The sequence below is a fragment of the Sphingomonas sp. AOB5 genome (assembly GCF_029433115.1).
GTDB lineage: Bacteria > Pseudomonadota > Alphaproteobacteria > Sphingomonadales > Sphingomonadaceae > Sphingomonas.
Genome location: NZ_JARNTV010000037.1, coordinates 1 through 26,088 on the forward strand (window position 1 = coordinate 1; position 26,088 = coordinate 26,088).

Consider the following 26,088-nt stretch of genomic DNA (forward strand, 5'->3'; position numbering starts at 1 on the left):
AGTGCGGATCGCCTGCGCCGCGCCCCGACCGGGGCGGAGACCGGCCTCGCCGTCGCCCTGTTCGGCACCACCGTCCTCGCCGGATCGGCCTGGGCCGATTACCACCGCATGCGTACCGCCGGAGACGGCGGATCGAGCAGCAGCGACAGCGGATCGAGCAGCGATAGCGGCGGAAGCGGCTGCGGTGGCGGCGGGTGCGGCGGCTGCGGGGGATAAACGCCGCGCTGTCATAGCCGAACTTCCTCCGCTAGCCTCCCGGGATCGAATCCCGGGAGGCTTTATGCGCGGATACATTATGGCCATTCGGCTGCTGGCGTTCGCTTTGTGCGCGGCCATCGCTGTTCCCGCTGCAGCCCAGACCGCCCCGACCGACGAAGCCGTCATCGCCACCGCGATCCCGCGCATCGATGCGATGTTCGAGGACTTCCAGAAGAAGAACCCGACCCCCGGCCTCGTCTATGGCATCGTCGCCAATGGACGGCTGGTGCATGTCCGCGGCTTCGGCGTGCAGGATATCGTCGCGAAACGCCCGGTCACGGCGGACAGCCTGTTCCGCATCGCCTCGATGACCAAGGCCTTCACCGCGCTTTCGATCCTGTCGCTGCGCGATGCGGGCAAGCTCTCGCTCGACGATCTGGCCGAGAAATATGTGCTGGAGATGCGCAACTGGCGCTATCCGACCGCGGACAGCCCGCGCATTCGCATCCGCGATCTGCTCAGCCATGTCGCGGGCTTCGTCACCGACGATCCCTGGGGCGACCGCCAGACGCCGCTGCCCGAGGCCGCGTTCACCGCGATGCTCAAGGCCGGCGTGCCCTTCACCCGCCCGCCGCGCACCGGCATGGAATATTCCAACTTCGGCTACGCTCTGCTCGGCCGCATCGTCGCGAACGTCTCGGGCATGCCCTATCGCACCTATGTCGAACGCACGATCCTCAAGCCGCTGGGTATGGCCAGCAGCGGGTTCGAAGTCGGCGAATGGCCGATTGAGCGCCGGTCGATCGGCTATCGCTGGGAGAATGACGCCTGGCTCGAGGAGCCGACGATGAAGCATGGCGCGTTCGGCGCGATGGGCGGGCTTCAGGTCAGCGCGAACGACTATGCGAAGTGGGTCGGTTTCCTCCTCTCCGCATGGCCGCCGCGTGATGATGCCGACAAGGGGCCGGTCAAGCGCGCCTCGGTGCGCGAACTGGCGCAGGGATCGAACTTCACCCGCACCCGCCGCCGCATGGGTAGCACCGCGGAAAGCGGCTGCGTCCAGTCCGAAGCCTATGGCATGGGCTTCCGCGTGGCGCAGGATTGCCAGCTCGGGCTGATGATGCACCATGGCGGCGGCTATCCCGGCTATGGCAGCCACCTGCTGCTGCTGCCCGAATATGGCGTCGGCATCTTCGTCTTCACCAACCGCACCTATACCGGCGCCGCCAATCTGGCGTGGGATGCGGCTTTCCTGCTCAACGATGCGGGTGCCTTCACCCCGCGCGAACTTCCGGTGACGCCAGACCTTGCCGCGATGCACGACAAGGCCCGCGCCGCCTATGCGAGCGGAGACGTGACGGCACTGCCGCTCGCAATGAACTTCCTGATGGACCGCAGCGCGGCCAATTGGCGGATCGATCTCGCCAAGCTGCGCGAGCAACTGGGCAATTGCCCCACCGCCGAACCGCTCCACGCCACCGGCGCGCTGACGGTTGCGTTCCGCTGGAATTGCGAGAAGGGCAAGCTGGATGGCCAGATCCTGCTCGCACCGACGAAGCCGCTGACGGTGCAGGCGTTGCGCTTCCTGGTGGTGAAGCAGTGAACCGGACGGAAGGGAGACGATAATGGATTGGCTCGGCATGCTGGGGATCGGCGCCGCGGTGCTGCTGGCTTCCGCGGTGCTCGCCTGGATCCTCCAGCGCAGGCTGCGCTGGCTTCACCCGGTCGGCACTGCGGTGATGACCGTCCTGCTGCTGCTCGCCGCGCTGATCGTCATCGTCGGCTGGAGCGTCGTGCAGACGCTGGCGCGGATCGGTGAGGCCGGGCAGGGCAGTGTCAGCGATGCCGTGCCCGCGGTCGATCTGGTGCATTACGGCGTGATTCAGGCGATGCTGATCCTGGCGCTGGGCTTCCCCATCGCGATGTTCACTGCGTTCCGTACCCGCCGGAAGATACGCGGCGGCTGAGCGGCGGCCTTGAGAAATCGGTAAATGTATATACATGATGTATATACGGAGACCGTGATGACCAAGGAATATCGCGCAAAGACGTTCAAGTCAGGCAATTCGGTGGCGCTGCGCTTGCCCAAGGCGCTGGGCATCGAGCCGGGCCGGGAAATGCGCGTGCGCGAGGAGAAGGGCAGCTTCACGGTCGAGCCGGCAGAGAAGCCAAAGGGTAAAATCGATATCAGTGGCTTCTGGGGAAAGGCGCCGTGGCTGAAAGTACCCCCGCGCGAGGATTTCGAGGAGCGTGAACTGGATTGGGAGGGCAAGTTGCTGAAGCGGGATGGCTGATCGCTTTCTGCTGGACAGTAACATCTGCATCTACGCGTTGCGCGGCCTCTCCGAAACGCTGAAGGTTCGGTTGGCCGAGCAGGTCGAAGGCAGCTTGTTCGTCTCTACGATCAGTCTGGCAGAGATTTCGGTCGGTTATGGCGAAGCCGTGTTCGATGCTCCCGATCTTGCTGCGTTTCTTGAGAAGGTGGCGGTCCTCCCCTTCGATGCGCACGCAGCGATGCTCCATGGAACGTTACCCTTCCGCCGTTCCCGACTGGACCGTCTGATCGCCGCACACGCCCTTTCGCTGGACTTGATCCTCATCACCAACAACGAACGCGACGTCGCCGACATTCCTGGCCTCAAAATCGAAAACTGGACCCTATGACCTTCGCCGCCACCGTCCTGACCCTGTACCCGGAGATGTTCCCCGGCCCCCTCGGCGCGTCGCTGGCGGGCAGGGGGCTGCGTGAGGGGCTGTGGTCGCTCGAAACGGTGCAGATCCGCGATTTCGCCACCGACAAGCATCGCTCGGTCGACGATACGCCGGCCGGGGGCGGGGCGGGGATGGTGATGCGCGCGGACGTGCTCGCCGCGGCGCTCGACAGTGTGCCCGCCGGGCGTCCGGTGCTGGCGATGACCCCGCGGGGGCGGACGCTCAGCCAGGCCCGGGTGCGCGAGCTTTCGAAAGGCGCTGGCGTCACGATATTGTGCGGCCGGTTCGAAGGATTCGACGAGCGCCTGTTCGATGCGCGCGAGATCGAACAGGTCTCGATCGGCGACTATATCCTTTCCGGCGGGGAGATGGCCGCGCTGACCCTTCTCGACGCTTGCATTCGCCTCATTCCCGGAGTAATGGGCGCGCCTTCCAGCGGCATGGACGAGAGCTTCGAAACGGGGCTGCTCGAATATCCGCAATATACCCGACCTGCTGAATGGGAAGGGCGCACGATCCCCGAAGTGCTGCGATCGGGGGATCATGCGAGGATCGACGCCTGGCGAAAGCAACAGGCCGAGACCGATACACGGCTAAGGAGGCCGGACCTTTGGGAGCGCCATGAGGGTGCTCGGGTCAAGTCTCCCTCTGGCGCGCGGCGAAAAAAGGACGAATGAGATGAACCTCATCCAGACGCTCGAAGCCGAGCAGATCGCCAAGTTCCACGAGGCGAAGAAGATTCCCGATTTCCGTCCCGGCGATACGCTGAAGGTCGGCGTGAAGGTCGTCGAAGGCGAGCGCACCCGCGTTCAGAACTTCGAAGGCGTGTGCATCGCCCGCTCGAACAAGGGCATGGGCAGCAACTTCACCGTCCGCAAGATCAGTTTCGGCGAAGGCGTGGAGCGCGTGTTCCCGCTATACTCGCCGAACGTCGATTCGGTCGAAGTCGTCCGCCGCGGCGTCGTGCGTCGCGCGAAGCTCTATTATCTGCGTGGCCGCACCGGCAAGTCGGCTCGCATCGCCGAGCGCCGCGATCCGCGCCCGAGCGAGGTCGCAGCAGCCGAATAAGCGCAGCTTCACGAAGCAAGCACGGGGCGCGGAGGCATAAGCTTCCGCGCCCCGTTTCGTTTTTTCGGCCTGATACATTTTGCGGTTCAGCCGTATTATGCTACTATGCCAGCCATGCGGAACGACGTGCCTGACAAGCGACTGGGACAGTTGAGGCTGTTCGTGGCGTCGCTGTGGCTGGCGATGGTCACCGCCATCTTCTCCGCGGTGCTGCCGGTCGGTGCCCCGCTGACGGTCGCGGTCGGTTCCGCCTTCAATCCCTCGACCACCCAGGTCGCGCTCGGCGCTTCCAGCGCCGGCATCCGTGCCACCGCGGAGGCGGATGACGACGGATCGCCGCAAAAGGCGGCTTCGGTCACGGCACCGGATGCGCTTCCGCCGATCCTGATGGCCGGGATTCCGGTTCCCCTTGCCACTGCCGACGGCGTCCCCTCGCCCTATGGCGTGGTGGGCGCACCCGCCCGGAATCCGCGCGAAACCGCGCAACCCCGCGCACCCCCGCACGCCTGATTTCCCGCCGCGGCCAAGGCCGCATCGTTCGAGATGAGAGTCCGCGCCCGAACTGCGCGCGGCTCCGCATCCGGGGAAACAGCATGTCACGCACAAGCAAACGCAAGCGCCCGCCATGGTGGTTCGTCACCGCCATCTGGGGCGGCGTAGCCGGATCGGTCGCCCTCGCGGCGGCTGTCATCGGCTCCACCGCCGAGTGATCCGCTTCACGACAATAACCGCTCGGGCCGGACGCGTTCCGGCCCGGCGCACGCCGCCGATGTGCGGCACGAACAAGGATAATTGATGCACCATACCCCTTTGATTGCCACCGTTGTTGCCGGCCTGGTGATCGCCTTCGTCATGGGTGCGATCGCGCACCGGCTGAAGGTGTCGCCGATCGCCGGATATCTTCTCGCGGGCGTCGTGGTCGGGCCGTTCACGCCCGGATTCGTCGCCGATGCGGGGCTGGCCAGCGAACTCGCGGAGATCGGCGTGATCCTGCTGATGTTCGGCGTAGGCCTCCATTTCTCGCTCAAGGACCTGCTCGCGGTCCGCAAGGTCGCGGTGCCCGGCGCCATCGGCCAGATCGCGGTCGCCACCCTGCTCGGCATGGCGCTGTCCTGGGTGCTGGGCTGGGATATGCTCGCGGGCTTCGTCTTCGGCCTCGCGCTGTCGGTTGCCAGCACCGTGGTGCTGCTGCGTGCCTTGCAGGGCCGCAACCTCGTCCAGACCGAGCGCGGCCGCATCGCCGTGGGCTGGCTGATCGTCGAGGATCTGGTGATGGTGCTGGCGCTTGTGCTGCTGCCGGTGCTCGCCAATGTGATGAAAAGCCCGGACGGCGATCTCACCACGCTGCTGATCCCGATTGCGGGCACGCTGTTCAAGGTCACCGGTTTCGTCGTGCTGATGCTGCTGGTCGGCCGCAAGGTGATCCCCTGGGTCCTGCACTGGGTGGTGCACACCGGTTCGCGTGAGCTGTTCCGCCTCGCGGTCCTCGCCATTGCGCTGGGCGTGGCATTCGGTGCGGCGTTCGTGTTCCAGGTGTCGTTCGCGCTCGGCGCCTTCTTTGCCGGGATGATCCTGGGCGAAACCCCGCTCAGCCGTCAGGCGACCGAAGAGACGCTGCCGCTGCGCGACGCGTTCGCGGTGTTGTTCTTCGTGTCGGTCGGCATGTTGTTCGATCCGTCGGTGCTGATCGAGCAGCCTCTGCCGCTACTGGTGACGGTGCTGATCATCATCGTCGGCAAGTCGGCTGCGGCCTATGCGATCGTCCGCGCGCTGCGCCATTCGGGCAAGACCGCGATCACCGCGGCTGCCAGCCTGGCACAGATCGGCGAATTTTCCTTCATCCTCGCCTCACTGGGCACCAGCCTTCAGATCCTGCCCGCCGAAGGGCGCGACCTGATCCTGGCGGGCGCGATCATCTCGATCTTCCTCAACCCGTTCATCTTCTCGCTGGTCCCCAAGCGCGGCGATGCGGTGGAGATCGCGGACGAAGCGGCGAAACCCCGTGCGCACAAGGGTCATGTGATCCTGATCGGCTATGGCCGCGTGGGCAAGCTGATCGCCAGCGATCTGACGCGGAGCGGCAAGCCGTTCCTCATCATCGAGGACCAGCCCGACATGGCGCGTGAGGCCGAAGCGGCCGGGATCGACGTGGCCCAGGGCAACGCGGTCGATCCCGCGACGCTGGAGGAAGCCGGGATCCGCGATGCGGGCAAGCTGCTGATCGCGATCCCCGAGGGTTTCGAGGCCGGGGCCATCGCCGAACGCGCGCGCGAGCTGAACCCCGGCATCCGCATCATCGCCCGCGCCCATTCCGACGCAGAGGTCGCCTTCCTTCAGAAGGCCGGCGTCCCCGAAGTCGTGATGGGCGAGCGCGAGATCGCCAGCCGCATGCTGACGCTCTGTTCCAGCGGATGAGTTTGTGTCGGGGGGCGCTTGCCCGTCTTTCCTTGCGTCCCCCGGCAACCCCTCACGCATAGCTGACGATCTCATATTCGGTGCCGTCATGGTCGAGGAAGTAGAAGCGCTTCCCCGGCTCGTAATCGCCATGCGCGAAGGGGCGCAGGCCCGCGGCCTCGACCTTGCGCTCGATCGCGTCCAGATCGTCCACGACGATGCCGACATGGTTGAACGGCCGCCCCTTATGGAACACCTCGTCGGGCGTCTCCGCGCCCTGATGGGTGTAGAGCGCGATATAAAAACGATCGCTGCCGACATGGATGGTCCGTCCGCCCATCTGCGACGGCCCCTGCCAGCGCACGTGCCAGCCGAACAGGCGGATCAGCAGCTGCGCCGACCGTTCGGGGTCGCGCACCGTCAGGTTGATATGCTCGATAAAGGGGGTCGTCATTCGCATGGTCCTTCTCTGTGGATTGCCATGCGCAAGGCAGCTACAACCTTAACCTAAGTTGAGGTCAAGTAATAAAATCGGAGGGCGGCATGGCGCGCGGCAACGAGCTTCTGGCGATCGGCGATCTCGCCTCGCGGACTGGCGTCGCGGTGTCGGCGATCCGCTTCTACGAGGCGAAGGGACTGGTCAGCGCATTCCGCACCTCGGGCGGCCAGCGGCGCTTCCTGCGCTCGGACATCCGCCGCATTTCGTTCGCACTGATCGCGCAGCAGATGGGGCTGACCATCCCCCAGATCGCCGCCGAACTGGCGAAGCTGCCGGAGGGCAGGGCGCCCACCGCCGCCGACTGGAAGCGGATCAGCAACGGCTTCCGCAAGCTGATCGACGAACGCATCGCGATGCTGGAGCGCACCCGCAACATCCTCGATGGCTGCATCGGCTGCGGCTGCCTGTCGCTCCGGAAATGCGCGCTCTACAACCCCGACGACCGCGCCGCCCGCAGCGGCACCGGCCCGCGCTTCGTCATCGCGCCGCGCGAGTTCGCGATGGGCGACTGAGCGTGAGGAGCCGGGCGCGATCCCGTTGCGAGACCTCGCGCCATGCCCGGGACTGGCCGCACGCATAATTCACGAAATAGGCATTCCGGCTCCGTTGGCCGATATCCCAGCTTTCCTTGCGCCCGCGTTCCCACGGATCCAGAAACAGCAGATAGCTGGCCCCGATATCGGGTTTGGTGCCGCGGTCCATGTAGAAACCGCCGCTGTTCCGCTCGGTGACGAAGGTCAGGGTCGGCGTCGCGCGCCCCTTGTAAATCTGCTCGACCTGAAGCCGGTACAGCGTGCCCCGGCCATATTTGAAGTCGAAATCCCAGCTGGAAAGTACCGTCGCGCGAACGACCAATGGCGAATCCCGGAACTCCTGAGCGAGCGTGGTCTTCGCGTACATCTCGCCGCGGTACATGCAGAATGCGCCAGCGGGCGCTGCGTGCAGCAAGGAAAGTCCAAGCGCGGCAGCGGCGCTAAAACGCAGCATCGGGGCAGCCTTCGTTCGAGGTGATCCAGATTCTCACGAAGTTTGCCGGTCGGCAAGGCGTCACCCTTTACCCGCCGCCATTCCCCCGCGATAACGCCTTCGCCTGGTATCAGGTGAGACGATCCGGAGTAGCGGAATGTGGAAATGGGTTGCGGGTGTTGCGTTGGCGATGGGTTCGGTCATGCCTGCTGAGGCGCAGGAAGCGCCCAAACTGACGTTCGATCGCGTCTTCGCCAGCCCCGATCTCGCCGGTACCCAGCCGCGCGCGATGAAGCTCTCGCCCGACGGCAAGTATCTCACCCTGCTGCGCAATCGCCCCGACGAGAAGGAGCGGTTCGACCTGTGGGCGATGGACACCACGACCGGCGAATGGCGGATGCTGGTCGATTCGAAGAAGGTCGGATCGGGCGCCGAACTCTCCGAGGCAGAGAAGATGCAGATGGAGCGCGCCCGTATCGGCGGCACCCGCGGCATCATTGCCTATGACTGGTCGCCCGACAGCAAGTCGATCCTCGTGCCCCTCGAAGGCGAACTCTATCTCGCCTCGCTCGACGGTACGGTCGAGAAGCTGTCGACCGGCGCCGGGCCCAAGCTCAATGCCGGCCTCAGCCCCACCGGCGGCTATGTTGGCTATGTCCGTAACCAGAATCTCGCGGTGCTGAACCGCGCGACCGGCCAGACCGCGATCGCCACCGACAGCAGCGGCACCGACACGATCCATTGGGGCGAAGCCGAGTTCGTCGCGCAGGAGGAGATGGACCGCTTCTCCGGCTATTGGTGGGCGCCCGACGACAGCCGTATCGCGGTGCAGAAGTTCGACGAGGCCCCGGTCGGCATCGTCACCCGCGCCGCGATCGGCGCCGAAAGCTCGACCATCGTCCAGCAGCGCTATCCCAAGGCCGGCACCGCCAACGTGCTGGTCGAGCTGTGGCTGATGAACCCGGACGGCAGCGGAAAGGTGAAGGTCGATCTCGGCAGCGAGACCGACATCTATCTTGCCCGCGTCAAATGGTCGCCCGATGCGAAGACGCTCTACGTCCAGCGCCAGAACCGCGCCCAGACCGTGCTCGATCTGCTTGCGGTCGATCCCGCCACCGGCAAGTCGACCATCGTCTTCACCGAGCGCTCGAGCGAGAAGAGCTGGGTCAATCTCTCCAACGCCTTCACCCCGCTCAAGGACGGCAGCCTGATCTGGTGGTCCGAACGTGACGGCCACGGCCACATCTATCGCTGGAAGAAGGGCAAGTTCACCCAGCTGACCAAGGGCGATTGGGAAGTCTTCTCGGTCGCCGGTGTCGATGAGGCGAAGGGCCGGGTCTATTTCCTCGCCAATCGCGGCGACGTGCTCGAACGCCAGCTCTACTGGGTCGATATCAACCGCCCCGGCCCCCCCGCCCAGCTCACCGAAGAGGGCTGGTGGAACATGGCGACGATGGACAAGGCCGCCAGCCGGATGATCGTCACCCGTTCGAACACCGGCCAGCCGGCGCAGGTCTATCTGGCCGATGCCAGCGGCAAGCGCCTCGCCTGGGTGAACGAGAATTCGGTCAAGGATGCCGCGCATCCCTATAACCCCTATCTCGCCGGCCACCGCGTGCGCACCTTCGGGACGATCAAGGCCGAGGACGGCACGGTGCTGCACTGGGAGATGATCACGCCTGAAATGGAGCCGGGCAAGCGCTACCCGGTGTTCTTCCAGCATTATGGCGGCCCGCATTCACAGACGGTCACGCGTGGCTGGGGCGGGGCGCTGCAGCAGGCGATCGTCGATCGCGGCTATATCTGGTTCCAGATCGACAATCGCGGCTCGGCCAATCGCGGCAAGGCGTTCGAGGATGCGATCTGGCACGCGATGGGCACGGTCGAGGTGACCGACCAGCTTTCGGGCGCCGCCTATCTCAAGACGCTCGATTTCGTCGATCCCGGCCGGATCGTCACCTATGGCTGGTCCTATGGCGGCTATATGACGCTGAAGATGCTGGAGGCCGCACCCGGCGTGTTCGCCGCGGGCGTTTCGGGCGCGCCGGTCAGCAAGTGGGAGTTGTACGACACCCATTATACCGAGCGTTACATGGGCGATCCGCGTCAGGTGCCCGAGGCGTACAAGGCGTCGAACACGGTCGAGAACGCCACGAAGATCGCCGATCCGCTGCTGCTGATCCACGGCATGGCCGACGACAATGTCGTGCTCGAGCATTCGACGGTGATGATGGCGAAGCTTCAGGAAAACGCCGTGCCGTTCGAGGTGATGCTCTATCCGGGCCACACCCACCGCGTCGGCGGGCCGAAGGTCAGCGTCCATATGTGGAACCTGATCTTCGCCTTCCTGGACCGCAGCGCCCCGGCGAAGTGACCATAATCCTCCCCCTTGCGGGGGAGGATTATGGTGCCCCGCTCGACTCCGTTACGCAGGTGACATAGCTTGCCCTTCACACATGGGGGGCAAACCATGACCGACACCACTGCAACCAGCATCGCGCCGGTGACCGGCACGTCGCGGATCGACGTGCTCGATATCCTGCGCGGCATCGCCATTCTCGGCATCTTCTTCATGAACATCCCCTTCATGGCGGCGTCGCTTCCGGCGCTGTTCGTAGATGTGCGGCAGCTCGGCTGGACGCCGGTCGATCATGCCAGCTGGATGGCGGTCCAGATCATGCTGGAGGGCACGCAGCGCGGGCTGCTGCAGATGCTGTTCGGCGCGGGCATGATGGTGCTGACCGCGCGGGCGATGCAGCCCGACGGACCGGTGGCGATCGCGGACCTCTATTTCCGGCGCAACCTCTGGCTGCTGGCGTTCGGGCTGGCGGATATCTTCCTGCTCTTCTGGGCGGGCGACATCCTTCACCTCTATGCCATCGCCGCGCTGTTCCTGTTCCCGTTCCGCAAGCTCGGCGCGCGCTGGCTGCTCGTCTTCGCGATGGGCTTCGCGCTGTTCACCGCGGTGACCGGCGGCATCCGCTATTTCGAGCGCGCCGACCTGATGCACCGTGCCGAGGTCGCTCAGGCCAAGGCGGCAAGCGGCGCCAAGCTCGACAAGACCGAGACCAAGTCGGTCGAGGACTGGAAGAAGGCGATCGAGCGCCGCAAGGGCAACAGTCCCGATTTCCAGGAGCTGAAGAAGCAGGAAGTGAAGGGCCATAGCGGCGGCTTCCTCGACTATGCGATGCTCAATATCGGCCTGTGGTTCTTCATCGTCGCCGATGGCGGACTGTATCTCGGCGTGATCGAGGCGTTCTGCGTGATGCTGCTCGGCATCGCCCTGTGGAAATGGGAAGTGATCCAGGGGGGACGCAGCGCGCGCTTCTATCTGGTGCTGATGCTGGGCTGCTATGCCTTCGCGCTGCCGCTGCGCTGGCTGGGCGCGCAGGAAATGCTCACCATGATGCCGATCCCGCGAAGTTTCTGGGCGACGCAGGAATTCGCGCGCATCGCGGCGTCGGTCGGCCATCTCGCGCTGATCAATCTGCTCGTGAAATCGGTCGTCGGCCGCGTGCTTCTGGCACCGTTCAAGGCGGCGGGACGCACTGCCTTCACCCTTTATTTCATGCAGACGATCATCGGCATGTGGATATTGTTCGCCCCTTGGGGCGTCGGGCTGTGGGGAAAACTCAGCTGGGGCGGCATGTTCAGCGTCGTACTTGCCGTAATCGCGGGTCAGTTGATCCTCGCGAACATCTGGGTTCGTTTCTTCACCAGCGGCCCGCTCGAATGGCTGTGGCGTTCACTATCCTATGTGAAGCGCCAACCGTTTCTGCGGCGTCACGCGGGATAGTTCCGATTCGGGGCAGATAAGGGGTCGCCCGTAGCTTGTTCGCTACTGACATCCGTGTGAACGGGGAGTCCCCCTTGTTTGCGTTCAGGACTGAGTCGACTTGCCGCACGAAATTGAATCCCTCCGCCGCGCGATCGCGCTGGGCGAGGAAGTAATCCGCATCAGCGATGCCGCCGGGCAGTCGCTTGCCAGCGTCCACATCCACATGGGCGTGGAAATGATCCGCGCCCATGTGGAGCGAGCCGAAGCGGCGGCGCTCAGCAGCTCAGCAGGTAAGCCGTAAGCAGTTCGCGGGCGCGCCGGGTCAGGCGCACCGAGCGGCGGCGCGCGTCGAACCGGTCGGATTCGCGTTCGATCAGCCCGCGCTCTTCCAGGATCGCCAGCCAGCGGATGCCGGTCGACGAAGGCACGCATGCGCCGATGCACGCGTCGCTGACGCAGGTATCGATGCCGCGCTCGTGCGCGATGTAGAGATCCAGCAGGATATCCCAGGCCGGCTCACCGAACAGATCGGCATTGGCGCCGAAGAACGGCTCGCGTGCGCGGCGCAGGTCGTACAGTGCCTGTGCGCGCTGGAGCGGCGTCAGGCTGGTTTCCATTGTCGTGTCAGGCATTTACGGTCCCCCGGATCGTCTTGGTGTGCTGCTTGATGAGCTGTTCCCTGCTTGGGCGCAGGTTCGACAGTTCGAGGGGTCCCATCCGGTCCCACTCCCCTTCGGGCCGGATTGAGACATAGGGATCGACCCCGAGGTGGATCGCGTCGTTGGCGAGATCCCCCAGGTCGAACACGATTTCGCGATACGCCATGTCGGCGAAGTGGAAGGGCGGGCGATCCTCCATCAGTCGCGCGCCGAACATGCGCCAGAAGGGCACCAGGTCCTCGCGGCTATGGCCGTAGCCGACCGTGTATCCCTTGCGCCGGGCGAAGGCGACGGCCTCGCGGGCCAGCTTGAACGCCAGCCGGCTCTTGCGATACTCGCGGCGCACCGCCAGCCGCTCGATCTTCACGAAACCGGCGAAGTAGCGGAGCCGGATGCAGCCCGCGGGATCGCCATCGACATAGCCGATGAACTGGGTCGAGCAGAAATCGTTGCCGTCGAACTCTTCGGTCACCAGGCAGAATTGCTCGGCGAGGTAAGTCGCGCCGCGGATCGCGTAGATCTGCGCCATGTCTTCCATGTTGCGGACCATCTTGACGCTCAGAACCGGGCTGCGCGGTGCGATCAGCCGCTCGGGCAGGATCACCCGCAGCCATTCCGGCGCGTTGGGATAGATGGTGTTTGCCACGCGGAACTCCATCGCGTCGTGCAGGCGCGAGCTATGCTCGGTCGCCCCGCGCGAGAAGAGCGGCACCGCCTCCGGTCCGGTCTCTTCCAGGATCGCGGCGATGGCGGGCAGGGACGTGCCCCAGCGGCGCGGCATATAGGCCAGCCAGAGGTAGATCGCCGCCGGTGCCTCGTCGGGCCGGGCGATGCAGGCGGGGTCGGGGGAGAGGCCGCTGAACCGGCCGGACAGCAGATAGGAGGCGCCCATCGTGTTGAGCGGCAGTTGCGCGTAGAGTCCCGGGCGCTCGCAATCCTCGGCGCCGATGCGCCAGAAGATCGTCGGGTTACGCTCCCAAACTTCGCGAATGACGCCAATCGGCGCGATCGGAAATTCAGTCGGATTGCTCGAAATAAACGCTTCGACTTCGTCCCAGGTCATCACGCGGCGGTTATCTGCAAGATGCTTGAAATGATTGATCAGGCGCTCACCTTGTTCTGCAACACGAATCCGTCCATTATGGCTTGGTCGGGCGTGGATGGTATCGGACAACATTGGGTATCCTCCCAAAACTGGCGGGGGCCGGGTTTATGAGCGCGGAGAGAACTTTAGCTGAGCGAGCGGCGATCGCTGAGATTCCAGTTTCGGAACACGGGGTTCCGCGCTGGAACACCCATCAGGCGAGAGCTTTTGCCGAGGGTGTGCGCTGGGACGATCTGCGCGCTTTCCTGGCGGTTTGCGATGCCATGAGCTTCCGTGCCGCGGCGACCAGCACCGCGCTTGCGGTGAACACCCTGCGCCGCCGTGTGGAACGGCTGGAACAGGAAGTCGGCGCGCCTTTGCTCCGCCGCGACGTGAACGGCGTGACCCTCACCGCAATCGGATCACAGGTGCTCGCGGTCGCGCGCGACATGCACACGTCCGCCGATCATGGCCGCGGCGACGGGCAGGGCGATATCCTGATCAAGCCGGGCGAGGTCCGCATCGGCTGTACCGAGGGTCTGGGCACCTTCTGGCTCACCCCGCGGCTGATGACGCTGCAGGATCAATTCCCCGATCTCACCATCTCGCTTCAGCAGACCTATGACGCAGGCGCAGACCAGAGCCGCGACGTCGATGTCGGTCTGACCTTCAATCGCCCGCAAAACCCCGATCTGGTGCGGATGCGCGTCGCGGTGCTGCACTTCATGCTGTTCGCCAGTCAGGATTATCTCCGCCGCAACGGCACGCCGACCTCCTTCTCGGATCTGCGCGACAATCACCGCTTCATCGAACAGGCGGGCCCGGGCATCAATTCGGAGCTTGGTGCCAATTTCTTCGGCGCGGAACTGCCGCCGGGCTTCCTCACGATCCGCTCGAACTCGGCACTGTCGGTCTATTGGGCGGTGATCCACGGCGCGGGCATCAGCGCCTTCCCGACCTATACCCGCGCGATCAGCCGGGATCTGATCCCGATCACGATCCCCGCGCATCTGCGCTTCGACCTGTGGCTCTACTATCATGCCTCGGCGCGCAACTCGCCTTCTATCCGCACGACGGTCGAGTGGATCAAGGACGCGTTCGACGAAGAGAAATATCCCTGGTTCGCCGACGAATTCGTCCATCCGGACAAGTTCCCCGGCGCCGATCGCCAGGCCAGCGTGGTCAAGCTGTACGAGGACATGACGCCGCGCGTGCAATATCCGCCCGGCGTCCTCCCGCCCGGCAAGGCCTGATCCCCGCGTAATAAACTTCGCCGGAAGGGATCGGATAGCAGCGCTTTCTTGCGCGGACGCCTCACTAGGCGTACCGGCAGCGCTCCATCCGAAACTGGAGTTTGAAATGGGTTACCGGGTAGTGGTCGCCGGCGCCACCGGCAATGTCGGTCGCGAAGTGCTGAACATCCTCGCCGAGCGCGAGTTTCCGATCGACGATCTGGCGGTGCTCGCTAGCTCGCGTTCGACCGGAGACATGGTCGATTTCGGTGAGACCGGTAAACAGTACAAAATTCAGAATATTGAGCATTTCGATCCAACCGGCTGGGATATTGCGATTTTCGCGATCGGGTCTGATGGTTCGAAGGCGCATGCCCCGCGCTTCGCCGCGGCGGGCTGCACCGTGATCGACAATGCCTCGCTCTATCGCATGGATCCGGACGTGCCGCTGATCGTGCCGGAAGTGAATCCGGAAGCGATCGACGGCTATCTGAAGCGCAACATCATCGCCAACCCCAACTGCTCGACCGCGCAGCTCGTCGTGGCGCTCAAGCCGCTGCACGATGTCGCGAAGATCAAGCGCGTCGTCGTCGCCACCTATCAGTCGGTCTCCGGCGCGGGCAAGGCGGGCATGGACGAGCTGTTCGAACAGTCGCGCAACATCTTCGTCGGCGATCCGGCCGAGCCAAAGAAGTTCACCAAGCAGATCGCCTTCAACGTGATCCCGCACATCGACAGCTTCCTCGACGACGGGTCGACCAAGGAAGAATGGAAGATGGTGGTCGAGACCAAGAAGATCCTCGATCCCAAGGTGAAGGTCACCGCCACCTGCGTCCGCGTACCGGTGTTCGTCGGTCACTCCGAGGCCGTGAACATCGAGTTCGAGGACGAGATCTCGGCGGCTCAGGCCAAGTCGATCCTGCGCGAGGCGCCCGGCGTCATGCTGATCGACAAGCATGAGGACGGCGGATACGTCACGCCCATCGAATGCGTCGGCGAATATGCGACCTTCGTCAGCCGCGTGCGCGAGGACCCGACCGTCGAGAACGGCCTCAGCCTGTGGTGCGTCAGCGACAATCTGCGCAAGGGCGCGGCGCTGAACGCGGTGCAGATCGCCGAACTGCTCGGCCGCCGTCACCTGAAGAAGGCGGCCTGACCGTGCTGACGGGCGGCTGCCGCTGTGGCGCCGTCCGTTACACGCTCTCGGTCGAGGGCGTGCCGCGCACTTATGCCTGTCATTGCACGCGCTGCCAGCGCAGCACCGGCGCATCCTTCGCGCACCAGATGCCGGTGCGCGAGGATGCGCTGACCGTCACCGGCGAGGTCCTGACCGCGCCGATGCCGGCGTCGCCCGATATCGTGTCGCTGCATCGCTATTGCAGCATTTGCTTCACGCGCCTCTACAACACCAACAGCGCAAGGCCGGGCATGGCCATCGTCCGCGCGGGCACGTTGGACGGCAGCGAGACGCTGACGCCGCGGTTGCACATCTACACCTCGACCAAACAGCCCTGGATCGCGCTGCCAGATGATGTCCCGGCCTATGACGAGAACGCCCCGATGGACGTGTGGGTGAAGCTGTTCGCGTAGATCAAATCCTCCCCCTTGCAGGGGAGGATTGGGTTTTAATGCCCCGCCGCCGCCGGATCATTCTCCACCCGGCCCTTCGGCTTGCGCAGCAGGAACACCAGCGGCACCGACACCGCCGTCACGATCGCCATTGCATAGAAGTCGTTGAGATAGGCGATCATCGAAGCCTGCCGGTTGATCTCCGCATTGGCCATTGCCAGCACCGCCTCACCCGATCCGCCAAGGATCTGCAGCAGGTTCGGGTCGATCGTGTTCAGCTTGTCGGCGGAGATATTGGGCACCAGCGCCGCATGGCTCTCCTGAATGCTGCGGGCCAGGATCGTCGTGACCAGCGAGATGCCGACCGACGATCCGATATTGCGCGCCAGATTGATCAGCGACGATCCCTCGGTGCGCTGATGCGGCGCCAGCGTCGCGAAGGCCATGCCGTTCAGCGGCATGAACACCAGACCCATGCCCAGCCCCTGGATGAAGCCCGAGACGATCATCGGCCAGCTGCCCATCTCGAGCGACCAGTAAGTCATGTCCCACAGCGAATAGGCCGCGATCGCCATGCCCACGCCCACCACGATCCGCGCGTCCATCCCGCGCTGGATCATCTGCGCGGATAGCCACATCGTCAGGATCACGCCGAAGCCGCGCGGCATCAGCAGCAATCCGGTGTCGAACACCGAATGGCCGTAGAGATTCTGCATCATCGGCGGCAGCAGCGCCATCGTCGCCATCATCACCACGCCGATCACCACCATGAAGAACAGGCCGGTGACCAGATTGCGGTTCTTCCACAGATTGCGCTCGAACATGGGGTTCTTGCCCGTCGCCATATGGACGACGAACATCCACAGCGCGATGAATGCGACCAGCATCTCGATCCAGATCTCGGTAGAACCCAGCCAGTCCTCGCCCTGACCGCGATCGAGCATCAGCTGCAGCGCGGAAATGCCGATTGCGAGCAGGGTGAAGCCGAACAGATCGAACGGTCGCCGCCGTATCGGGCGAGAGGGGAGCAGCCACCACAGCAGCGCGATACAGATCACGCCCAGCGGCAGGTTGACGAAGAACACCCAGCGCCAATCGAAATTGTCGGTCAGCCAGCCGCCGATCACCGGCCCCAGGATCGGGCCGACCATGATGCCCATGCCCCAGATCGACATGGCCTTGGCCTGATTCTCAGGCGGGTTGATGTCGAGCATCACCGTCTGGCTCAGCGGGTTCATGAACGCGGCGCAGACGCCCTGCAGGATGCGGAACGCCACCATCTCTTCCAGGCTCTGCGCCGCGCCGCACAGGGCCGAGGCGATGACGAAGCCGATCGTGGCGATCAGGAACAGGTTGCGCGATCCGATCCGGTCGGAAAGCCAGCCGGTGATCGGAATGGCGATCGCCACCGCGACGATATAGCTGGTCAGCACCCAGGTGATCGTGTCGCCGGTCGCTCCCAGCGCGGTCTGCATATGGGGCAGGGCGACGTTGGCGATGGTGGTGTCGAGGATCTGCATGATCGTCGCCAGCATCACGCCGAAGGTCAGCAGGCCGCGCCGCTCGACCGGCAGCGCCGCTACGCCGTGCTTGGGCGCGGCGGGCATCGGGGTTTCGTCACTGGCGGCGGCGGTGGCCATGGGCACAACTCGAATAGGGTAACGTCATCCCCGCGTGGCGGATCCGGTCCCGTTCAGGGAGGGGGAGAGGCCGGGAGCCGCACCCGCCCCGCGGGGATGACGAAGAGGTGGACGCTTACTTCACGTCCACCGTGATATGGGCCGACAGGCCGGCGATCATCGGCCGCGGGCTGTTCTCGTCGATGGCGATGCGCACCGGCACGCGCTGGGTCACCTTCACCCAGTTGCCGTTGGCGTTCTGCGCCGGCAGCACCGAAGTTTCCGATCCGGTCAGCGCGCCGATCGAGGCGACATGGCCCTTCAGGCGCAGGCCCGGATAGGCGTCGAAGGTGATCGTCGCGGTCTGGCCGACGCGCATCTTGTTGAGGTCGGTTTCCTTGAAATTGGCTTCGATCCAGGCCGCGCGGCCGCCGACGATGGTCACGCCGGGCAGGCCGGTCATCATCATCTGGCCGACCTGCAGCCGGTCCGCCTGGCTGACGATGCCGCCGACCGGCGCACGCACCGTGGTGCGCGACAGGTCGAGCAGCGCCTTGTCGCGCTGGACGCGGGCGGCGGCGATGGCCGGGTTCTCGCCCGGAACCTGCGCGCCGGTGCCGATCTTGGCGCGGGCTTCGGCCGCATCGGCATTGGCGCGCGACAGGCCGGCACGGGCCTGTTCCAGCGCATGCTCGGCTTCTTCCAGCCGGGCGCGCGTGGTGAAGCCGCGACGCATCAGTTCGGACTGGCGGGCATAATCCTGCTGTGCCGCGGTCACGCGGTCACGCGCGGCTTCGATATCGGCGCCGGTGCCCTGATAGCTGGTTTCCAGCGTGGTGAGCTGAACCTGCGCACCGGCAATGGCGGCGTTGGCCTGCTCCAGTGCGATGCGATAGGGTTCGGGGTCGATGCGGAACAGAATGTCGCCCGCCTTCACCACCTGGTTCTCGCGTACCGCGACTTCAACGATCCGGCCCGCCACGTCGGACGAGACCGAAACCTTGTCCTGCTGGACATAGGCATTGTCGGTCGAAACGGTGCCGCCCGAGGTCGCCCAGAACCAGCCGACCACCGCCAGCACCAGTACCGGCACGCCGAACATCAGCAGCGGGCGCAGCCAGTTACGCTTCGGCTTTTCGGCCGCGGGCGCTTCGGGGGCGATCTCAACGGTCTCCGGCTCCACGATGATGGCCTCCACCTTCTTCGGATCGATCTTGGGGTCTGCGTCAGCCATTGGCGGTCTCGTTCAAATCCTGGGGGTCGTTGGTCAGGTTGGCGCGCACCTTGGCGAGCGTGGCCAGCAATTGTTCGCGTTCCGCGGTGTCGATGCCTTGCAGCGCGTCCTCGTTCAGCTGGTCGCCCAGCGCACGCAGCTCGCTCACCAGCGGGCGGGCGGTCTCGGTCAGGTAGATCAGCCAGGCGCGGCGATCGGCGGGATCGCGGCGGCGCTCGACCAGTCCCGCTTCCTCCAGCCGGTCGACCATGCGGCAGGCGGTGATCGGCTCGACGTCCAGCTTTTCGGCCAGCATGCCCTGGTTCACGCCTTCCGCGCGCGACAGGACGAACAGCGTCTTCCACTGCGCACGCGTCACGCTCAGCTTGCGGGCACGCACGTCGAAAACCCGCCGCATCTGGTGCGACAGATCAGACAGTACGAATCCAAGGGTCTCGGTCATACGCGGCACATAATAAGCATAGTTATATATTGCAAGTTGCAACTGGGTTGCATTGTGCGGCGCAGCAATTGCACGATTTGCATCGCTGCTTGCGCCGGACCCCGCGCATTGCTTGAAATGTTGGATTCTGCCTGCTGGGATCGATGCGCGGCGGTTCGGCCGCCGCTCTTGCAAACCGTCAGCGCCGCCGCCGGAACAGGCGAACCAGTGTGAAGCCAGTGTGAAGTTCCGAACCGCGACAGTCGCTCGGTTGCGGTGTGCCGCACCCGGCACTAGATGCGCGGCATGGCCGATATCCCCACACAGACGCATCATTTCGCCAGCTTCGACGGCACCGAACTCGCCTGGCACGAAATGGGCGAGGGGCGGCCGGTGGTGCTGATCCACGGCTATTTCTCCACCGCCTTCGTCAACTGGATCCGCTACGGCCATGCCGAGAAGATCGCGGCCGAAGGCTTCCGGGTGATCATGCCGGACCTGCGCGGCCATGGCGAAAGCGCCAAGCCGCACGACGCGGCATCCTATCCCCCCGATGTGCTGATGCGCGACGGGCTGGCGCTGATCGAGCGTCTCGGCCTGACCGACTATGATCTCGGCGGCTATTCGCTCGGCGGGCGAACGACGGCGCGGATGCTGGCCAATGGTGCCACGCCTGGGAAGGTGGTCATCGCAGGCATGGGCCTGCGCGGGCTCACCGATACGCAGGGCAGGGGCACCTATTTCCGCCGCGTCCTGGGCAATCTCGGCAGCTTCGAACGCGGCACGCCCGAATGGCTGACCGAGGCGTTCCTCAAGACCACCGGCGGTGATCCCGAGGCGCTGCTGCGCATCCTCGATACCTTCGTCGATACGCCGCTCGATCAGGTGGCGGCGATTGCCCAGCCGGTCGCGGTGATCTCCGGCATCGAGGATCAGGACAATGGTCCGGCGCACGAATTGTCCGATCTGCTGCCGAACGGCCGCCTGATCGAGATCCCCGGCAACCATATGAGCGCGGTCACCCGCCGCGAGCTGGGCCAATCGATCGCGGATTTCCTCGTGGCTTGACCCCGGGCGGGGCGGCGCGCATCGTTCGCGCCATCCCAACTATCCGAGGTCACCCATGATCCGTTCCGGAATCTCGCTCCTCGCGCTTGCCGCGCTCCTTTCCGTTCCCGCCCAGATCGGCGCCCAGACCGCGCCTGCCGCCAAGGGCAAGGCTACCAAGCCTGCCCCCGCCCCGGCGCTCACCCCCGCCGATGCCGACGCCTTCGTCGCCCGGGTGCAGGGCGAATATTACGCCTTCAACCTGCTCGCGAACCGCGTGGCATGGGTCAACGCCACCTTCATCACCGACGATACCGACGCGCTTGTCGCCGATTATGGCGCGCGCGGCACCGAGATGGCGGTCCGCTTCGCGATCGAGGCTGCGCGCTTCAAGGATGTTAAGGGCCTGTCGCCCGATACCGCGCGGATGCTCGATATCCTGCGCAACGCCATCGTCCTGCCCGCGCCGACGCGGGCGGGCGCGGCCACCACCCTGTCCGATCTCGCGACCCGCATCGGCTCGGCCTATGGCAAGGGCAAGGGCACGCTGCGTGGCCAGCCGATCAGCGGCAGCGATATCGAGGCCGAGATGGGCAGCAACCGCAATCCTGCGGAGCTTCAGGAAATGTGGGTCAGCTGGCACGATAATGTCGGTGCCCCGATGCGCGCCGACTATACCCAGATCGTCGGCCTCGCCAACGAAGGCTCGCGCGAGCTCGGCTTTGCCGACACCGGCGCGATGTGGCGTTCCAACTACGACATGCCGCCAGCCGAGTTCGCCAAGCTGGTCGACAAGCTCTGGGTCGAGGTGAAGCCGCTTTACGAGGCGCTGCACACCTACACCCGCAACCAGCTCAACAAGAAGTACGGCGATGCCGTCCAGGCCAAGAGCGGCCCGATCCGCGCCGATCTGCTCGGCAATATGTGGGCACAGGAATGGGGCAATATCTACGATATCGTCGCCCCGCCGGGATCGGGCGATCTGGGCTTCGACGTGGGCGAGCTGCTGGTCGCCAAGGGCTTCGATCCGATCAAGATGGTGAAGGCCGGCGAGAATTTCTATTCGTCGATCGGCATGGCGCCGTTGCCCGACACCTTCTGGACCCGCTCGCAATTCACCAAGCCCGCCGACCGCGAGGTCCAGTGCCACGCCTCGGCGTGGGATCTGGACGACAAGGACGATCTGCGCATCAAGATGTGCATCAAGGTGAACTCGGACGATTTCGTCACGATCCACCACGAACTGGGCCACAATTACTACCAGCGCGCCTACAAGGATCAGCCTCTGCTCTATCGCAACGGCGCGAACGATGGCTTCCACGAGGCGATCGGCGATTTCGTCGCGCTATCGATCACGCCCGACTATCTCGTCCAGATCGGCCTGCTCGATCAGTCGAAGGTGCCCAGCGCGGAGAAGGACACCGGCCTGCTGCTGCGTCAGGCGATGGACAAGGTGGCGTTCCTCCCGTTCGGCCTGCTGATGGACAAGTGGCGTTGGGGCGTCTTCTCGGGCCAGATCAAGCCCGAGCATTACCAGTCGGCATGGAACGCGCTGCGCCTCCAGTATCAGGGCGTCGCCCCGCCGGTGCCGCGCGGCGAGGACAAGTTCGATCCGGGCGCGAAGTACCATATCCCGAACAACGTGCCGTACGCCCGCTACTTCCTGGCGCGCATCCTGCAGTTCCAGTTCTACAAGGCTGCCTGCGATCAGGCCGGGTGGAAGGGCCCGCTCCACCGCTGCTCCTTCTATGGCAACAAGGAAGTCGGCGCGCGGCTGAACGCGATGCTCGAAATGGGTGCGTCGAAGCCCTGGCCCGACGCGCTGGAGGCCTTCACCGGCACCCGCGAGATTTCGGGCGAGGCGCTGATGGAATATTTCGCCCCGCTCAAGGCCTGGCTCGACGAGCAGAACAAGGGCCAGCCCACCGGCTGGTGATGTGACGGAAGCCCGGCCTCGCGCCGGGCTTCTTCATTCAGCCGGCCAGCCAGTCCTCGGCCTCGAACATCGAGCGGAACACCTGCACGCGCGGGTGGAACAGGGTGCGTTCGGCCTGGAGCTTGTTGAGCTGACTGCCGACCACGATTGCCGCGCGGCCGGTGGTCATGCTGATCCCGCGCTGCATGACGCCGGTCAGCAGGTCGGCGACGTCGTTCGCCTGCACGGGAAAATCGAACGATTCGACCAGCACATTGAAGTTGCCGCCGACCACGGCAGCTTCGCGGGCTGCTGAATCGATGGCTGCCGCGAACGGTGGGACGTCGTGGGGCTCCCAGAACCCCTTCACCGTGATCCGCACCAGATTGGCGGGACGGTCATACTCGATACGAAACATTGCGATCCGGATTCCTGTCAGTGACGGCACAGGGAGCGCCGCCGGCTGGTGCGGCGGTCGCTGCCTATGCCGTGGCACGGCTCCGGAATGATCGCGAGTGCAATTGCTGGCTGGACACAGAATATTACAGCAATCGCCTCGGCCGTCACCTCACCGGAAGGGCGGCTCGTTGAACGCGCGCAGCTTGCGGCTGTGGAGCTTGGCGCCTTCGCGGCGAAGCTCTTCCATCGTCTCGATCCCGATCTTGAGATGCTCGGCGATGGCGCGTTCGTAGAAGCGGTTCGCCTGGCCCGGCAGCTTCAGCTCGCCATGGAGCGGCTTGTCCGACACGCACAGCAAGGTGCCGTAGGGGACGCGGAAGCGATACCCTTGGGCGGCCAGCGTGGCGCTTTCCATGTCGATGCCCACCGCGCGGCTTTGCGAGAAGCGGAGTGCCGACTTGGAGTAGCGCAGCTCCCAGTTGCGATCGTCGGTTGTGACGATGGTGCCGGTGCGCAGCCGCTGCTTCAATTCGTCGCCCGACTGGCCCGAGACGGTTGCCGCGGCCTTGGCCAGCGCCAGCTGGACTTCGGCGATGGCAGGGATGGGGATCTCGGGCGGCAGGACATCGTCCATGATGTGATCGTCGCGAAGATAGGCGTGGGCGAGGACATAGTCGCCGATCCGCTGACTGGGACGCAGGCCGCCGCAATGGCCGATCATCAGCCACGCCTCGGGACGGAGCACCGCGAGGTGATCGGTGATCGTCTTCGCGTTCGACGGACCGACGCCGATATTGACCAGTGTGATGCCGGTATTGCCCGGCGCCATCAGGTGATAGGCGGGCATCTGGTGACGGCGCCACGCGCTGTCGCTGATCAACCTGTCCTTGTCGTCCGCGCTTTCGACGACGATCCCGCCGGCGCCCGAAACGCCGGTGAAGCGGCTGTCCGGCCCGAGCTGATCGCACGCCCACTGGACGAACTCGTCGACATAGCGGTGATAGTTGGTGAACAGGATATACTGCTGGACATGCTCGACCGGGGTGCCGGTGTAGTGGCGCAGGCGGGCCAGCGAGAAATCGGTGCGCAGGCCGTCGAAGAACGCCAGCGGGCGGACCGGATTGTCCTGCTCCACGCGCCACAGGCCGTCGGCGATCTCGTCGCCGATATGCGCCAGCTCGGTCGCGGGAAAGTGGCGGGCCAGTTCGGTCGCCGACACCTGATCGAGGTTCAGCGCAAGGCTGGCGTCGAGAACATAGGGGAAGGGGATTTCCTGCGTGCCGGGATGAGCATCGACCTGAACGTCATAATCCTCGATCAGGAAGGTCAGCTGTTCGACGAGATAGTCGTTGAACATCGCCGGCTTGGTCACGCTGATCCGGTAATCGCCCGGCTCGACCAGCCGGCCGAACGATCGGCGCGGGGCGGGGCGATCATTGCCGCCGCGATAGACGATGCGGATCTCGGGATAAGCGAAGGAGCCATCCGTGCGGCTCTTCGGATCCGGCGGCGTGCCGTCCTGCATGTAACGGGAAAGGGCGGCCTGGAGTCGCTCGACAGAGCCGCGGTAGAGCCGATCCAATTCGGCTACGATGTTTTCTGCTTGTGTCATCTTATGCGGCTAATGCCGGAAAATGACTCTGGCAAGACCATGAGGCAAGATCATCGCCGGGTGCCCGCAGGGGCGATAGCCGCGGAACTTCACACTGCCAGCGCCTTTTCGAAGGCTCACCGAATGAGAAAGAGCGGCCGAAGCACGAGGCTTCGACCGCTCCAGAAAATCAGGCAAAATCCAACATTTCAAGGCTATGCTTGAGCAGTCGGGGCAGCCTTATTTCTTCGCTTCGTCCTCGCCGCCGACCAGCTGGCTGATGCCATAGGCTGCAGCGCCGACCGCGGCGACCGCACCGGCCGCGATCGCAGCTGCAGCGACCGGATTTTCCTTCGCGGCTTCAACCGTCGACTCGATCGCGTCGCTGATCTTTTCCTGTGCTGCCTCGAGCGCATCCTGCGCCTGTTCGAAGAAGCTCTTGGGTTCTTCTGCCGCCGGAGCGACGGGGGTTTCGTTCGCAGTGGTTTCGGTGGTCATCGGATTCCCTTTCAGAAACTGGCCGGAGATCAACTCCGGCCAACAGGAGCGGTTCCGCGGATCAGAGGGTTTCGAGCATATAGTCGGCCGAGCTGACCTTGAATTCGCCCGGGCCTTCGACGTTGAGCTGCTCGACGACGCCGTCATTGACGACCATCGAGAAGCGCTGGCCGCGGGTGCCCATGCCGAACTTGCTGAAATCGGCATCGAGGCCGACCGCCTTCGGGAAGGCGCCATTGCCATCGGCGAGCATGGTGACTTTGCCATCGACGCCCGACGACTTGCCCCATGCGCCCATCACGAATGCGTCGTTCGCGGCGGTGCAGGCGATCTCGTCGATGCCCTTGGCCTTCAGCTCGTCGGCCTTTTCGACGAAGCCCGGCAGATGCTTGGCCGAGCAGGTCGGCGTGAACGCGCCGGGGACCGAGAACAGGGCGACCTTGCGGCCCGCGAAGAAGGCGTCCGATTCGACCGGCTCGGGGCCATCGGCGGTCACCTTGACGAAATTGGTGTTGGGAACGCGGTCGCCTACGCTGATGGTCATCGAAACTCTCCTTCTTGGGTTCCCGTCCCCAATCGGCATCCCGCGTGACATTTTCAAGCGTGGCGGAGCCGAAACGACGCAGATATGTTGTGAACACATGGAGTCGGCCCCGTTTCTCACCGGACAGTTCCTGCTGGCGATGCCCGGGATCGGCGATCCGCGCTTCGAACGCGCGGTGATCGCGATGTGTGCGCATGACGATGAAGGCGCGCTGGGCATCGGCATTGGCGAGATCATCGATGGCCTCGGCCTGCACGACCTGCTGAAGCAATTCGAGATCGAGCCGGGGGCCGCACCCGATGTCGCGGTACATTTCGGCGGCCCGGTGGAGCCGCGCCGCGGCTTCGTGATCCATTCGACCGACTGGCAGGGGCAGGACACGATCGACGTGGCGGGCCGATGGGCGCTGTCCGGCACCATCGATATCCTGCGCGCCATCGCCGAGGGCACCGGGCCGAGCGAATGGGTGGTCGCGCTGGGTTATGCCGGGTGGGGAGAGGGGCAACTCGACGACGAGATGACTCGCCATGGCTGGTTCAGCACCGATGGCGAAGTCGGGCTGATCTATGACGTCGATGCCGACGACCGCTGGGAAATGGGCTTTGCCGCCGCGGGGATCGATCCGCGCATGCTGGCGAGCAGCGCGGGCACGGCCTGACGA

The 26,088-nt window shown here is 64.8% G+C and carries 29 protein-coding genes and 1 pseudogene; 19 read left to right on the forward strand and 11 right to left on the reverse strand.

The window, feature by feature from the left end; translation table 11 throughout:
- From P1X14_RS14720 to ybaL, 9 genes and pseudogenes are all read left to right on the forward strand, one after another.
- Positions 1-216, forward strand: a pseudogene (locus P1X14_RS14720) (TIGR04222 domain-containing membrane protein); the annotation flags it as partial.
- A gap of 79 nt (positions 217-295) precedes the next feature.
- On the forward strand, positions 296-1,801 hold the full coding sequence (locus P1X14_RS14725) for a serine hydrolase domain-containing protein (protein WP_277316140.1): 1,506 nt from the start codon (positions 296-298) through the stop codon (positions 1,799-1,801).
- Positions 1,802-1,823: 22 nt separating this feature from the next.
- Positions 1,824-2,165 (forward strand): hypothetical protein, encoded by a 342-nt coding sequence (locus P1X14_RS14730; protein ID WP_277316141.1) that lies wholly within the window; start codon positions 1,824-1,826, stop codon positions 2,163-2,165.
- 57 nt (positions 2,166-2,222) lie between these two features.
- A complete protein-coding gene (locus P1X14_RS14735; RefSeq protein ID WP_277316142.1) occupies positions 2,223-2,492 on the forward strand; it encodes an AbrB/MazE/SpoVT family DNA-binding domain-containing protein in 270 nt (89 codons plus the stop codon).
- Positions 2,485-2,862, forward strand: a complete 378-nt coding sequence (locus P1X14_RS14740; RefSeq protein WP_277316143.1) for a type II toxin-antitoxin system VapC family toxin — start codon at positions 2,485-2,487, stop codon at positions 2,860-2,862. The genes P1X14_RS14735 and P1X14_RS14740 overlap by 8 nt, the downstream gene beginning before the upstream one ends.
- A complete protein-coding gene (gene trmD / locus P1X14_RS14745; protein WP_277316144.1) occupies positions 2,859-3,587 on the forward strand; it encodes a tRNA (guanosine(37)-N1)-methyltransferase TrmD in 729 nt (242 codons plus the stop codon). The genes P1X14_RS14740 and trmD overlap by 4 nt, the downstream gene beginning before the upstream one ends.
- A gap of 1 nt (position 3,588) precedes the next feature.
- Positions 3,589-3,978: a 50S ribosomal protein L19 gene (rplS, locus tag P1X14_RS14750; protein ID WP_277316145.1), complete on the forward strand. Its 390-nt coding sequence runs from the start codon at positions 3,589-3,591 to the stop codon at positions 3,976-3,978.
- A gap of 114 nt (positions 3,979-4,092) precedes the next feature.
- Positions 4,093-4,488 (forward strand): hypothetical protein, encoded by a 396-nt coding sequence (locus P1X14_RS14755; protein ID WP_277316146.1) that lies wholly within the window; start codon positions 4,093-4,095, stop codon positions 4,486-4,488.
- Positions 4,489-4,770: 282 nt separating this feature from the next.
- Complete coding sequence (gene ybaL / locus P1X14_RS14760) at positions 4,771-6,393, forward strand: YbaL family putative K(+) efflux transporter (protein WP_277316147.1); 1,623 nt, start codon at positions 4,771-4,773, stop codon at positions 6,391-6,393.
- 52 nt (positions 6,394-6,445) lie between these two features.
- Here ybaL and P1X14_RS14765 read toward each other — a convergent pair whose 3' ends face one another.
- A complete protein-coding gene (locus tag P1X14_RS14765; RefSeq protein ID WP_277316148.1) occupies positions 6,446-6,826 on the reverse strand; it encodes a VOC family protein in 381 nt (126 codons plus the stop codon).
- A gap of 89 nt (positions 6,827-6,915) precedes the next feature.
- On the opposite strand from P1X14_RS14765, the gene soxR reads away from it, so the two are divergent.
- Positions 6,916-7,383 carry a redox-sensitive transcriptional activator SoxR gene (gene soxR / locus P1X14_RS14770; RefSeq protein WP_277316149.1) on the forward strand — a complete coding sequence of 156 codons (468 nt, stop codon included), beginning with the start codon at positions 6,916-6,918 and terminating at the stop codon, positions 7,381-7,383.
- Here soxR and P1X14_RS14775 read toward each other — a convergent pair.
- Positions 7,349-7,858: a hypothetical protein gene (locus tag P1X14_RS14775; RefSeq protein WP_277316150.1), complete on the reverse strand. Its 510-nt coding sequence runs from the start codon at positions 7,856-7,858 to the stop codon at positions 7,349-7,351. The two genes, soxR and P1X14_RS14775, sit on opposite strands and share 35 nt — an antisense overlap.
- Before the next feature lie 136 nt (positions 7,859-7,994).
- On the opposite strand from P1X14_RS14775, the gene P1X14_RS14780 reads away from it, so the two are divergent.
- The 3 genes from P1X14_RS14780 (at position 7,995) to P1X14_RS14790 (ending at position 11,916) form a co-directional block, all read left to right on the forward strand.
- Positions 7,995-10,211, forward strand: coding sequence for a DPP IV N-terminal domain-containing protein (locus tag P1X14_RS14780; RefSeq protein ID WP_277316151.1), 2,217 nt, complete (start codon positions 7,995-7,997; stop codon positions 10,209-10,211).
- 96 nt (positions 10,212-10,307) lie between these two features.
- Positions 10,308-11,633: a DUF418 domain-containing protein gene (locus P1X14_RS14785; RefSeq protein WP_277316152.1), complete on the forward strand. Its 1,326-nt coding sequence runs from the start codon at positions 10,308-10,310 to the stop codon at positions 11,631-11,633.
- Between the two features lie 100 nt (positions 11,634-11,733).
- The gene (locus P1X14_RS14790; RefSeq protein WP_277316153.1) at positions 11,734-11,916 is read left to right on the forward strand and encodes a hypothetical protein; all 183 of its coding nucleotides are present in this window, start codon (positions 11,734-11,736) and stop codon (positions 11,914-11,916) included.
- Here P1X14_RS14790 and P1X14_RS14795 read toward each other — a convergent pair.
- Positions 11,891-12,247 (reverse strand): transcriptional regulator, encoded by a 357-nt coding sequence (locus P1X14_RS14795; RefSeq protein WP_277316154.1) that lies wholly within the window; start codon positions 12,245-12,247, stop codon positions 11,891-11,893. The two genes, P1X14_RS14790 and P1X14_RS14795, sit on opposite strands and share 26 nt — an antisense overlap.
- A complete protein-coding gene (locus tag P1X14_RS14800) occupies positions 12,240-13,337 on the reverse strand; it encodes a GNAT family N-acetyltransferase (RefSeq protein WP_277316155.1) in 1,098 nt (365 codons plus the stop codon). The genes P1X14_RS14795 and P1X14_RS14800 overlap by 8 nt, the downstream gene beginning before the upstream one ends.
- Before the next feature lie 149 nt (positions 13,338-13,486).
- Between P1X14_RS14800 and P1X14_RS14805 the strand changes: the two genes are divergently transcribed.
- The 3 genes from P1X14_RS14805 to P1X14_RS14815 all read left to right on the forward strand — a co-directional run bounded on the left by P1X14_RS14805 (position 13,487) and on the right by P1X14_RS14815 (position 16,180).
- Positions 13,487-14,611 (forward strand): LysR family transcriptional regulator, encoded by a 1,125-nt coding sequence (locus P1X14_RS14805; RefSeq protein WP_277316156.1) that lies wholly within the window; start codon positions 13,487-13,489, stop codon positions 14,609-14,611.
- Positions 14,612-14,717: 106 nt separating this feature from the next.
- Positions 14,718-15,746 carry an aspartate-semialdehyde dehydrogenase gene (locus P1X14_RS14810; protein WP_277316157.1) on the forward strand — a complete coding sequence of 343 codons (1,029 nt, stop codon included), beginning with the start codon at positions 14,718-14,720 and terminating at the stop codon, positions 15,744-15,746.
- Between the two features lie 2 nt (positions 15,747-15,748).
- Positions 15,749-16,180 carry a GFA family protein gene (locus tag P1X14_RS14815; protein ID WP_277316158.1) on the forward strand — a complete coding sequence of 144 codons (432 nt, stop codon included), beginning with the start codon at positions 15,749-15,751 and terminating at the stop codon, positions 16,178-16,180.
- Positions 16,181-16,215: 35 nt separating this feature from the next.
- Here P1X14_RS14815 and P1X14_RS14820 read toward each other — a convergent pair whose 3' ends face one another.
- From P1X14_RS14820 to P1X14_RS14830, 3 genes are all read right to left on the reverse strand, one after another.
- Positions 16,216-17,799: a DHA2 family efflux MFS transporter permease subunit gene (locus tag P1X14_RS14820; protein WP_277316159.1), complete on the reverse strand. Its 1,584-nt coding sequence runs from the start codon at positions 17,797-17,799 to the stop codon at positions 16,216-16,218.
- A 115-nt stretch (positions 17,800-17,914) separates the two neighbouring features.
- A complete protein-coding gene (locus tag P1X14_RS14825) occupies positions 17,915-19,012 on the reverse strand; it encodes an HlyD family secretion protein (protein ID WP_277316160.1) in 1,098 nt (365 codons plus the stop codon).
- Positions 19,005-19,454 (reverse strand): MarR family transcriptional regulator, encoded by a 450-nt coding sequence (locus P1X14_RS14830; RefSeq protein ID WP_277316161.1) that lies wholly within the window; start codon positions 19,452-19,454, stop codon positions 19,005-19,007. The genes P1X14_RS14825 and P1X14_RS14830 overlap by 8 nt, the downstream gene beginning before the upstream one ends.
- A gap of 285 nt (positions 19,455-19,739) precedes the next feature.
- Here P1X14_RS14830 and P1X14_RS14835 point away from each other — a divergent pair, with 285 nt between their 5' ends.
- Together P1X14_RS14835 and P1X14_RS14840 are read left to right on the forward strand one after the other, a co-directional pair.
- Entirely contained in the window at positions 19,740-20,501 is a 762-nt protein-coding gene (locus P1X14_RS14835; RefSeq protein WP_277316162.1) for an alpha/beta hydrolase, read from the forward strand.
- A gap of 55 nt (positions 20,502-20,556) precedes the next feature.
- The gene (locus P1X14_RS14840; protein WP_277316163.1) at positions 20,557-22,416 is read left to right on the forward strand and encodes a M2 family metallopeptidase; all 1,860 of its coding nucleotides are present in this window, start codon (positions 20,557-20,559) and stop codon (positions 22,414-22,416) included.
- A gap of 37 nt (positions 22,417-22,453) precedes the next feature.
- Here P1X14_RS14840 and P1X14_RS14845 read toward each other — a convergent pair whose 3' ends face one another.
- The 4 genes from P1X14_RS14845 to P1X14_RS14860 all read right to left on the reverse strand — a co-directional run bounded on the left by P1X14_RS14845 (position 22,454) and on the right by P1X14_RS14860 (position 25,427).
- Positions 22,454-22,813 carry a hypothetical protein gene (locus P1X14_RS14845; protein WP_277316164.1) on the reverse strand — a complete coding sequence of 120 codons (360 nt, stop codon included), beginning with the start codon at positions 22,811-22,813 and terminating at the stop codon, positions 22,454-22,456.
- Positions 22,814-22,963: 150 nt separating this feature from the next.
- On the reverse strand, positions 22,964-24,406 hold the full coding sequence (locus P1X14_RS14850) for an AMP nucleosidase (protein WP_277316165.1): 1,443 nt from the start codon (positions 24,404-24,406) through the stop codon (positions 22,964-22,966).
- Positions 24,407-24,625: 219 nt separating this feature from the next.
- Positions 24,626-24,883 (reverse strand): hypothetical protein, encoded by a 258-nt coding sequence (locus P1X14_RS14855; protein WP_277316166.1) that lies wholly within the window; start codon positions 24,881-24,883, stop codon positions 24,626-24,628.
- 61 nt (positions 24,884-24,944) lie between these two features.
- The gene (locus tag P1X14_RS14860; RefSeq protein ID WP_277316167.1) at positions 24,945-25,427 is read right to left on the reverse strand and encodes a peroxiredoxin; all 483 of its coding nucleotides are present in this window, start codon (positions 25,425-25,427) and stop codon (positions 24,945-24,947) included.
- Positions 25,428-25,524: 97 nt separating this feature from the next.
- Between P1X14_RS14860 and P1X14_RS14865 the strand changes: the two genes are divergently transcribed.
- Complete coding sequence (locus P1X14_RS14865) at positions 25,525-26,085, forward strand: YqgE/AlgH family protein (protein WP_277316168.1); 561 nt, start codon at positions 25,525-25,527, stop codon at positions 26,083-26,085.
- Positions 26,086-26,088 lie beyond the last annotated feature (3 nt).

Coding starts and splice junctions, on each gene's coding strand:
- P1X14_RS14725 (WP_277316140.1), top strand. CDS start 296: ATGGCCATTCGGCTGCTGGCGTTCGCTTTGTGCGCGGCCATCGCTGTT.
- P1X14_RS14730 (WP_277316141.1), top strand. CDS start 1,824: ATGGATTGGCTCGGCATGCTGGGGATCGGCGCCGCGGTGCTGCTGGCT.
- P1X14_RS14735 (WP_277316142.1), top strand. CDS start 2,223: ATGACCAAGGAATATCGCGCAAAGACGTTCAAGTCAGGCAATTCGGTG.
- P1X14_RS14740 (WP_277316143.1), top strand. CDS start 2,485: ATGGCTGATCGCTTTCTGCTGGACAGTAACATCTGCATCTACGCGTTG.
- trmD (WP_277316144.1), top strand. CDS start 2,859: ATGACCTTCGCCGCCACCGTCCTGACCCTGTACCCGGAGATGTTCCCC.
- rplS (WP_277316145.1), top strand. CDS start 3,589: ATGAACCTCATCCAGACGCTCGAAGCCGAGCAGATCGCCAAGTTCCAC.
- P1X14_RS14755 (WP_277316146.1), top strand. CDS start 4,093: ATGCGGAACGACGTGCCTGACAAGCGACTGGGACAGTTGAGGCTGTTC.
- P1X14_RS14765 (WP_277316148.1), bottom strand. CDS start 6,826: ATGACGACCCCCTTTATCGAGCATATCAACCTGACGGTGCGCGACCCC.
- soxR (WP_277316149.1), top strand. CDS start 6,916: ATGGCGCGCGGCAACGAGCTTCTGGCGATCGGCGATCTCGCCTCGCGG.
- P1X14_RS14775 (WP_277316150.1), bottom strand. CDS start 7,858: ATGCTGCGTTTTAGCGCCGCTGCCGCGCTTGGACTTTCCTTGCTGCAC.
- P1X14_RS14780 (WP_277316151.1), top strand. CDS start 7,995: ATGTGGAAATGGGTTGCGGGTGTTGCGTTGGCGATGGGTTCGGTCATG.
- P1X14_RS14785 (WP_277316152.1), top strand. CDS start 10,308: ATGACCGACACCACTGCAACCAGCATCGCGCCGGTGACCGGCACGTCG.
- P1X14_RS14795 (WP_277316154.1), bottom strand. CDS start 12,247: ATGCCTGACACGACAATGGAAACCAGCCTGACGCCGCTCCAGCGCGCA.
- P1X14_RS14800 (WP_277316155.1), bottom strand. CDS start 13,337: ATGACCTGGGACGAAGTCGAAGCGTTTATTTCGAGCAATCCGACTGAA.
- P1X14_RS14805 (WP_277316156.1), top strand. CDS start 13,487: ATGAGCGCGGAGAGAACTTTAGCTGAGCGAGCGGCGATCGCTGAGATT.
- P1X14_RS14810 (WP_277316157.1), top strand. CDS start 14,718: ATGGGTTACCGGGTAGTGGTCGCCGGCGCCACCGGCAATGTCGGTCGC.
- P1X14_RS14820 (WP_277316159.1), bottom strand. CDS start 17,799: ATGGCCACCGCCGCCGCCAGTGACGAAACCCCGATGCCCGCCGCGCCC.
- P1X14_RS14825 (WP_277316160.1), bottom strand. CDS start 19,012: ATGGCTGACGCAGACCCCAAGATCGATCCGAAGAAGGTGGAGGCCATC.
- P1X14_RS14830 (WP_277316161.1), bottom strand. CDS start 19,454: ATGACCGAGACCCTTGGATTCGTACTGTCTGATCTGTCGCACCAGATG.
- P1X14_RS14835 (WP_277316162.1), top strand. CDS start 19,740: ATGGCCGATATCCCCACACAGACGCATCATTTCGCCAGCTTCGACGGC.
- P1X14_RS14840 (WP_277316163.1), top strand. CDS start 20,557: ATGATCCGTTCCGGAATCTCGCTCCTCGCGCTTGCCGCGCTCCTTTCC.
- P1X14_RS14845 (WP_277316164.1), bottom strand. CDS start 22,813: ATGTTTCGTATCGAGTATGACCGTCCCGCCAATCTGGTGCGGATCACG.
- P1X14_RS14850 (WP_277316165.1), bottom strand. CDS start 24,406: ATGACACAAGCAGAAAACATCGTAGCCGAATTGGATCGGCTCTACCGC.
- P1X14_RS14855 (WP_277316166.1), bottom strand. CDS start 24,883: ATGACCACCGAAACCACTGCGAACGAAACCCCCGTCGCTCCGGCGGCA.
- P1X14_RS14860 (WP_277316167.1), bottom strand. CDS start 25,427: ATGACCATCAGCGTAGGCGACCGCGTTCCCAACACCAATTTCGTCAAG.
- P1X14_RS14865 (WP_277316168.1), top strand. CDS start 25,525: ATGGAGTCGGCCCCGTTTCTCACCGGACAGTTCCTGCTGGCGATGCCC.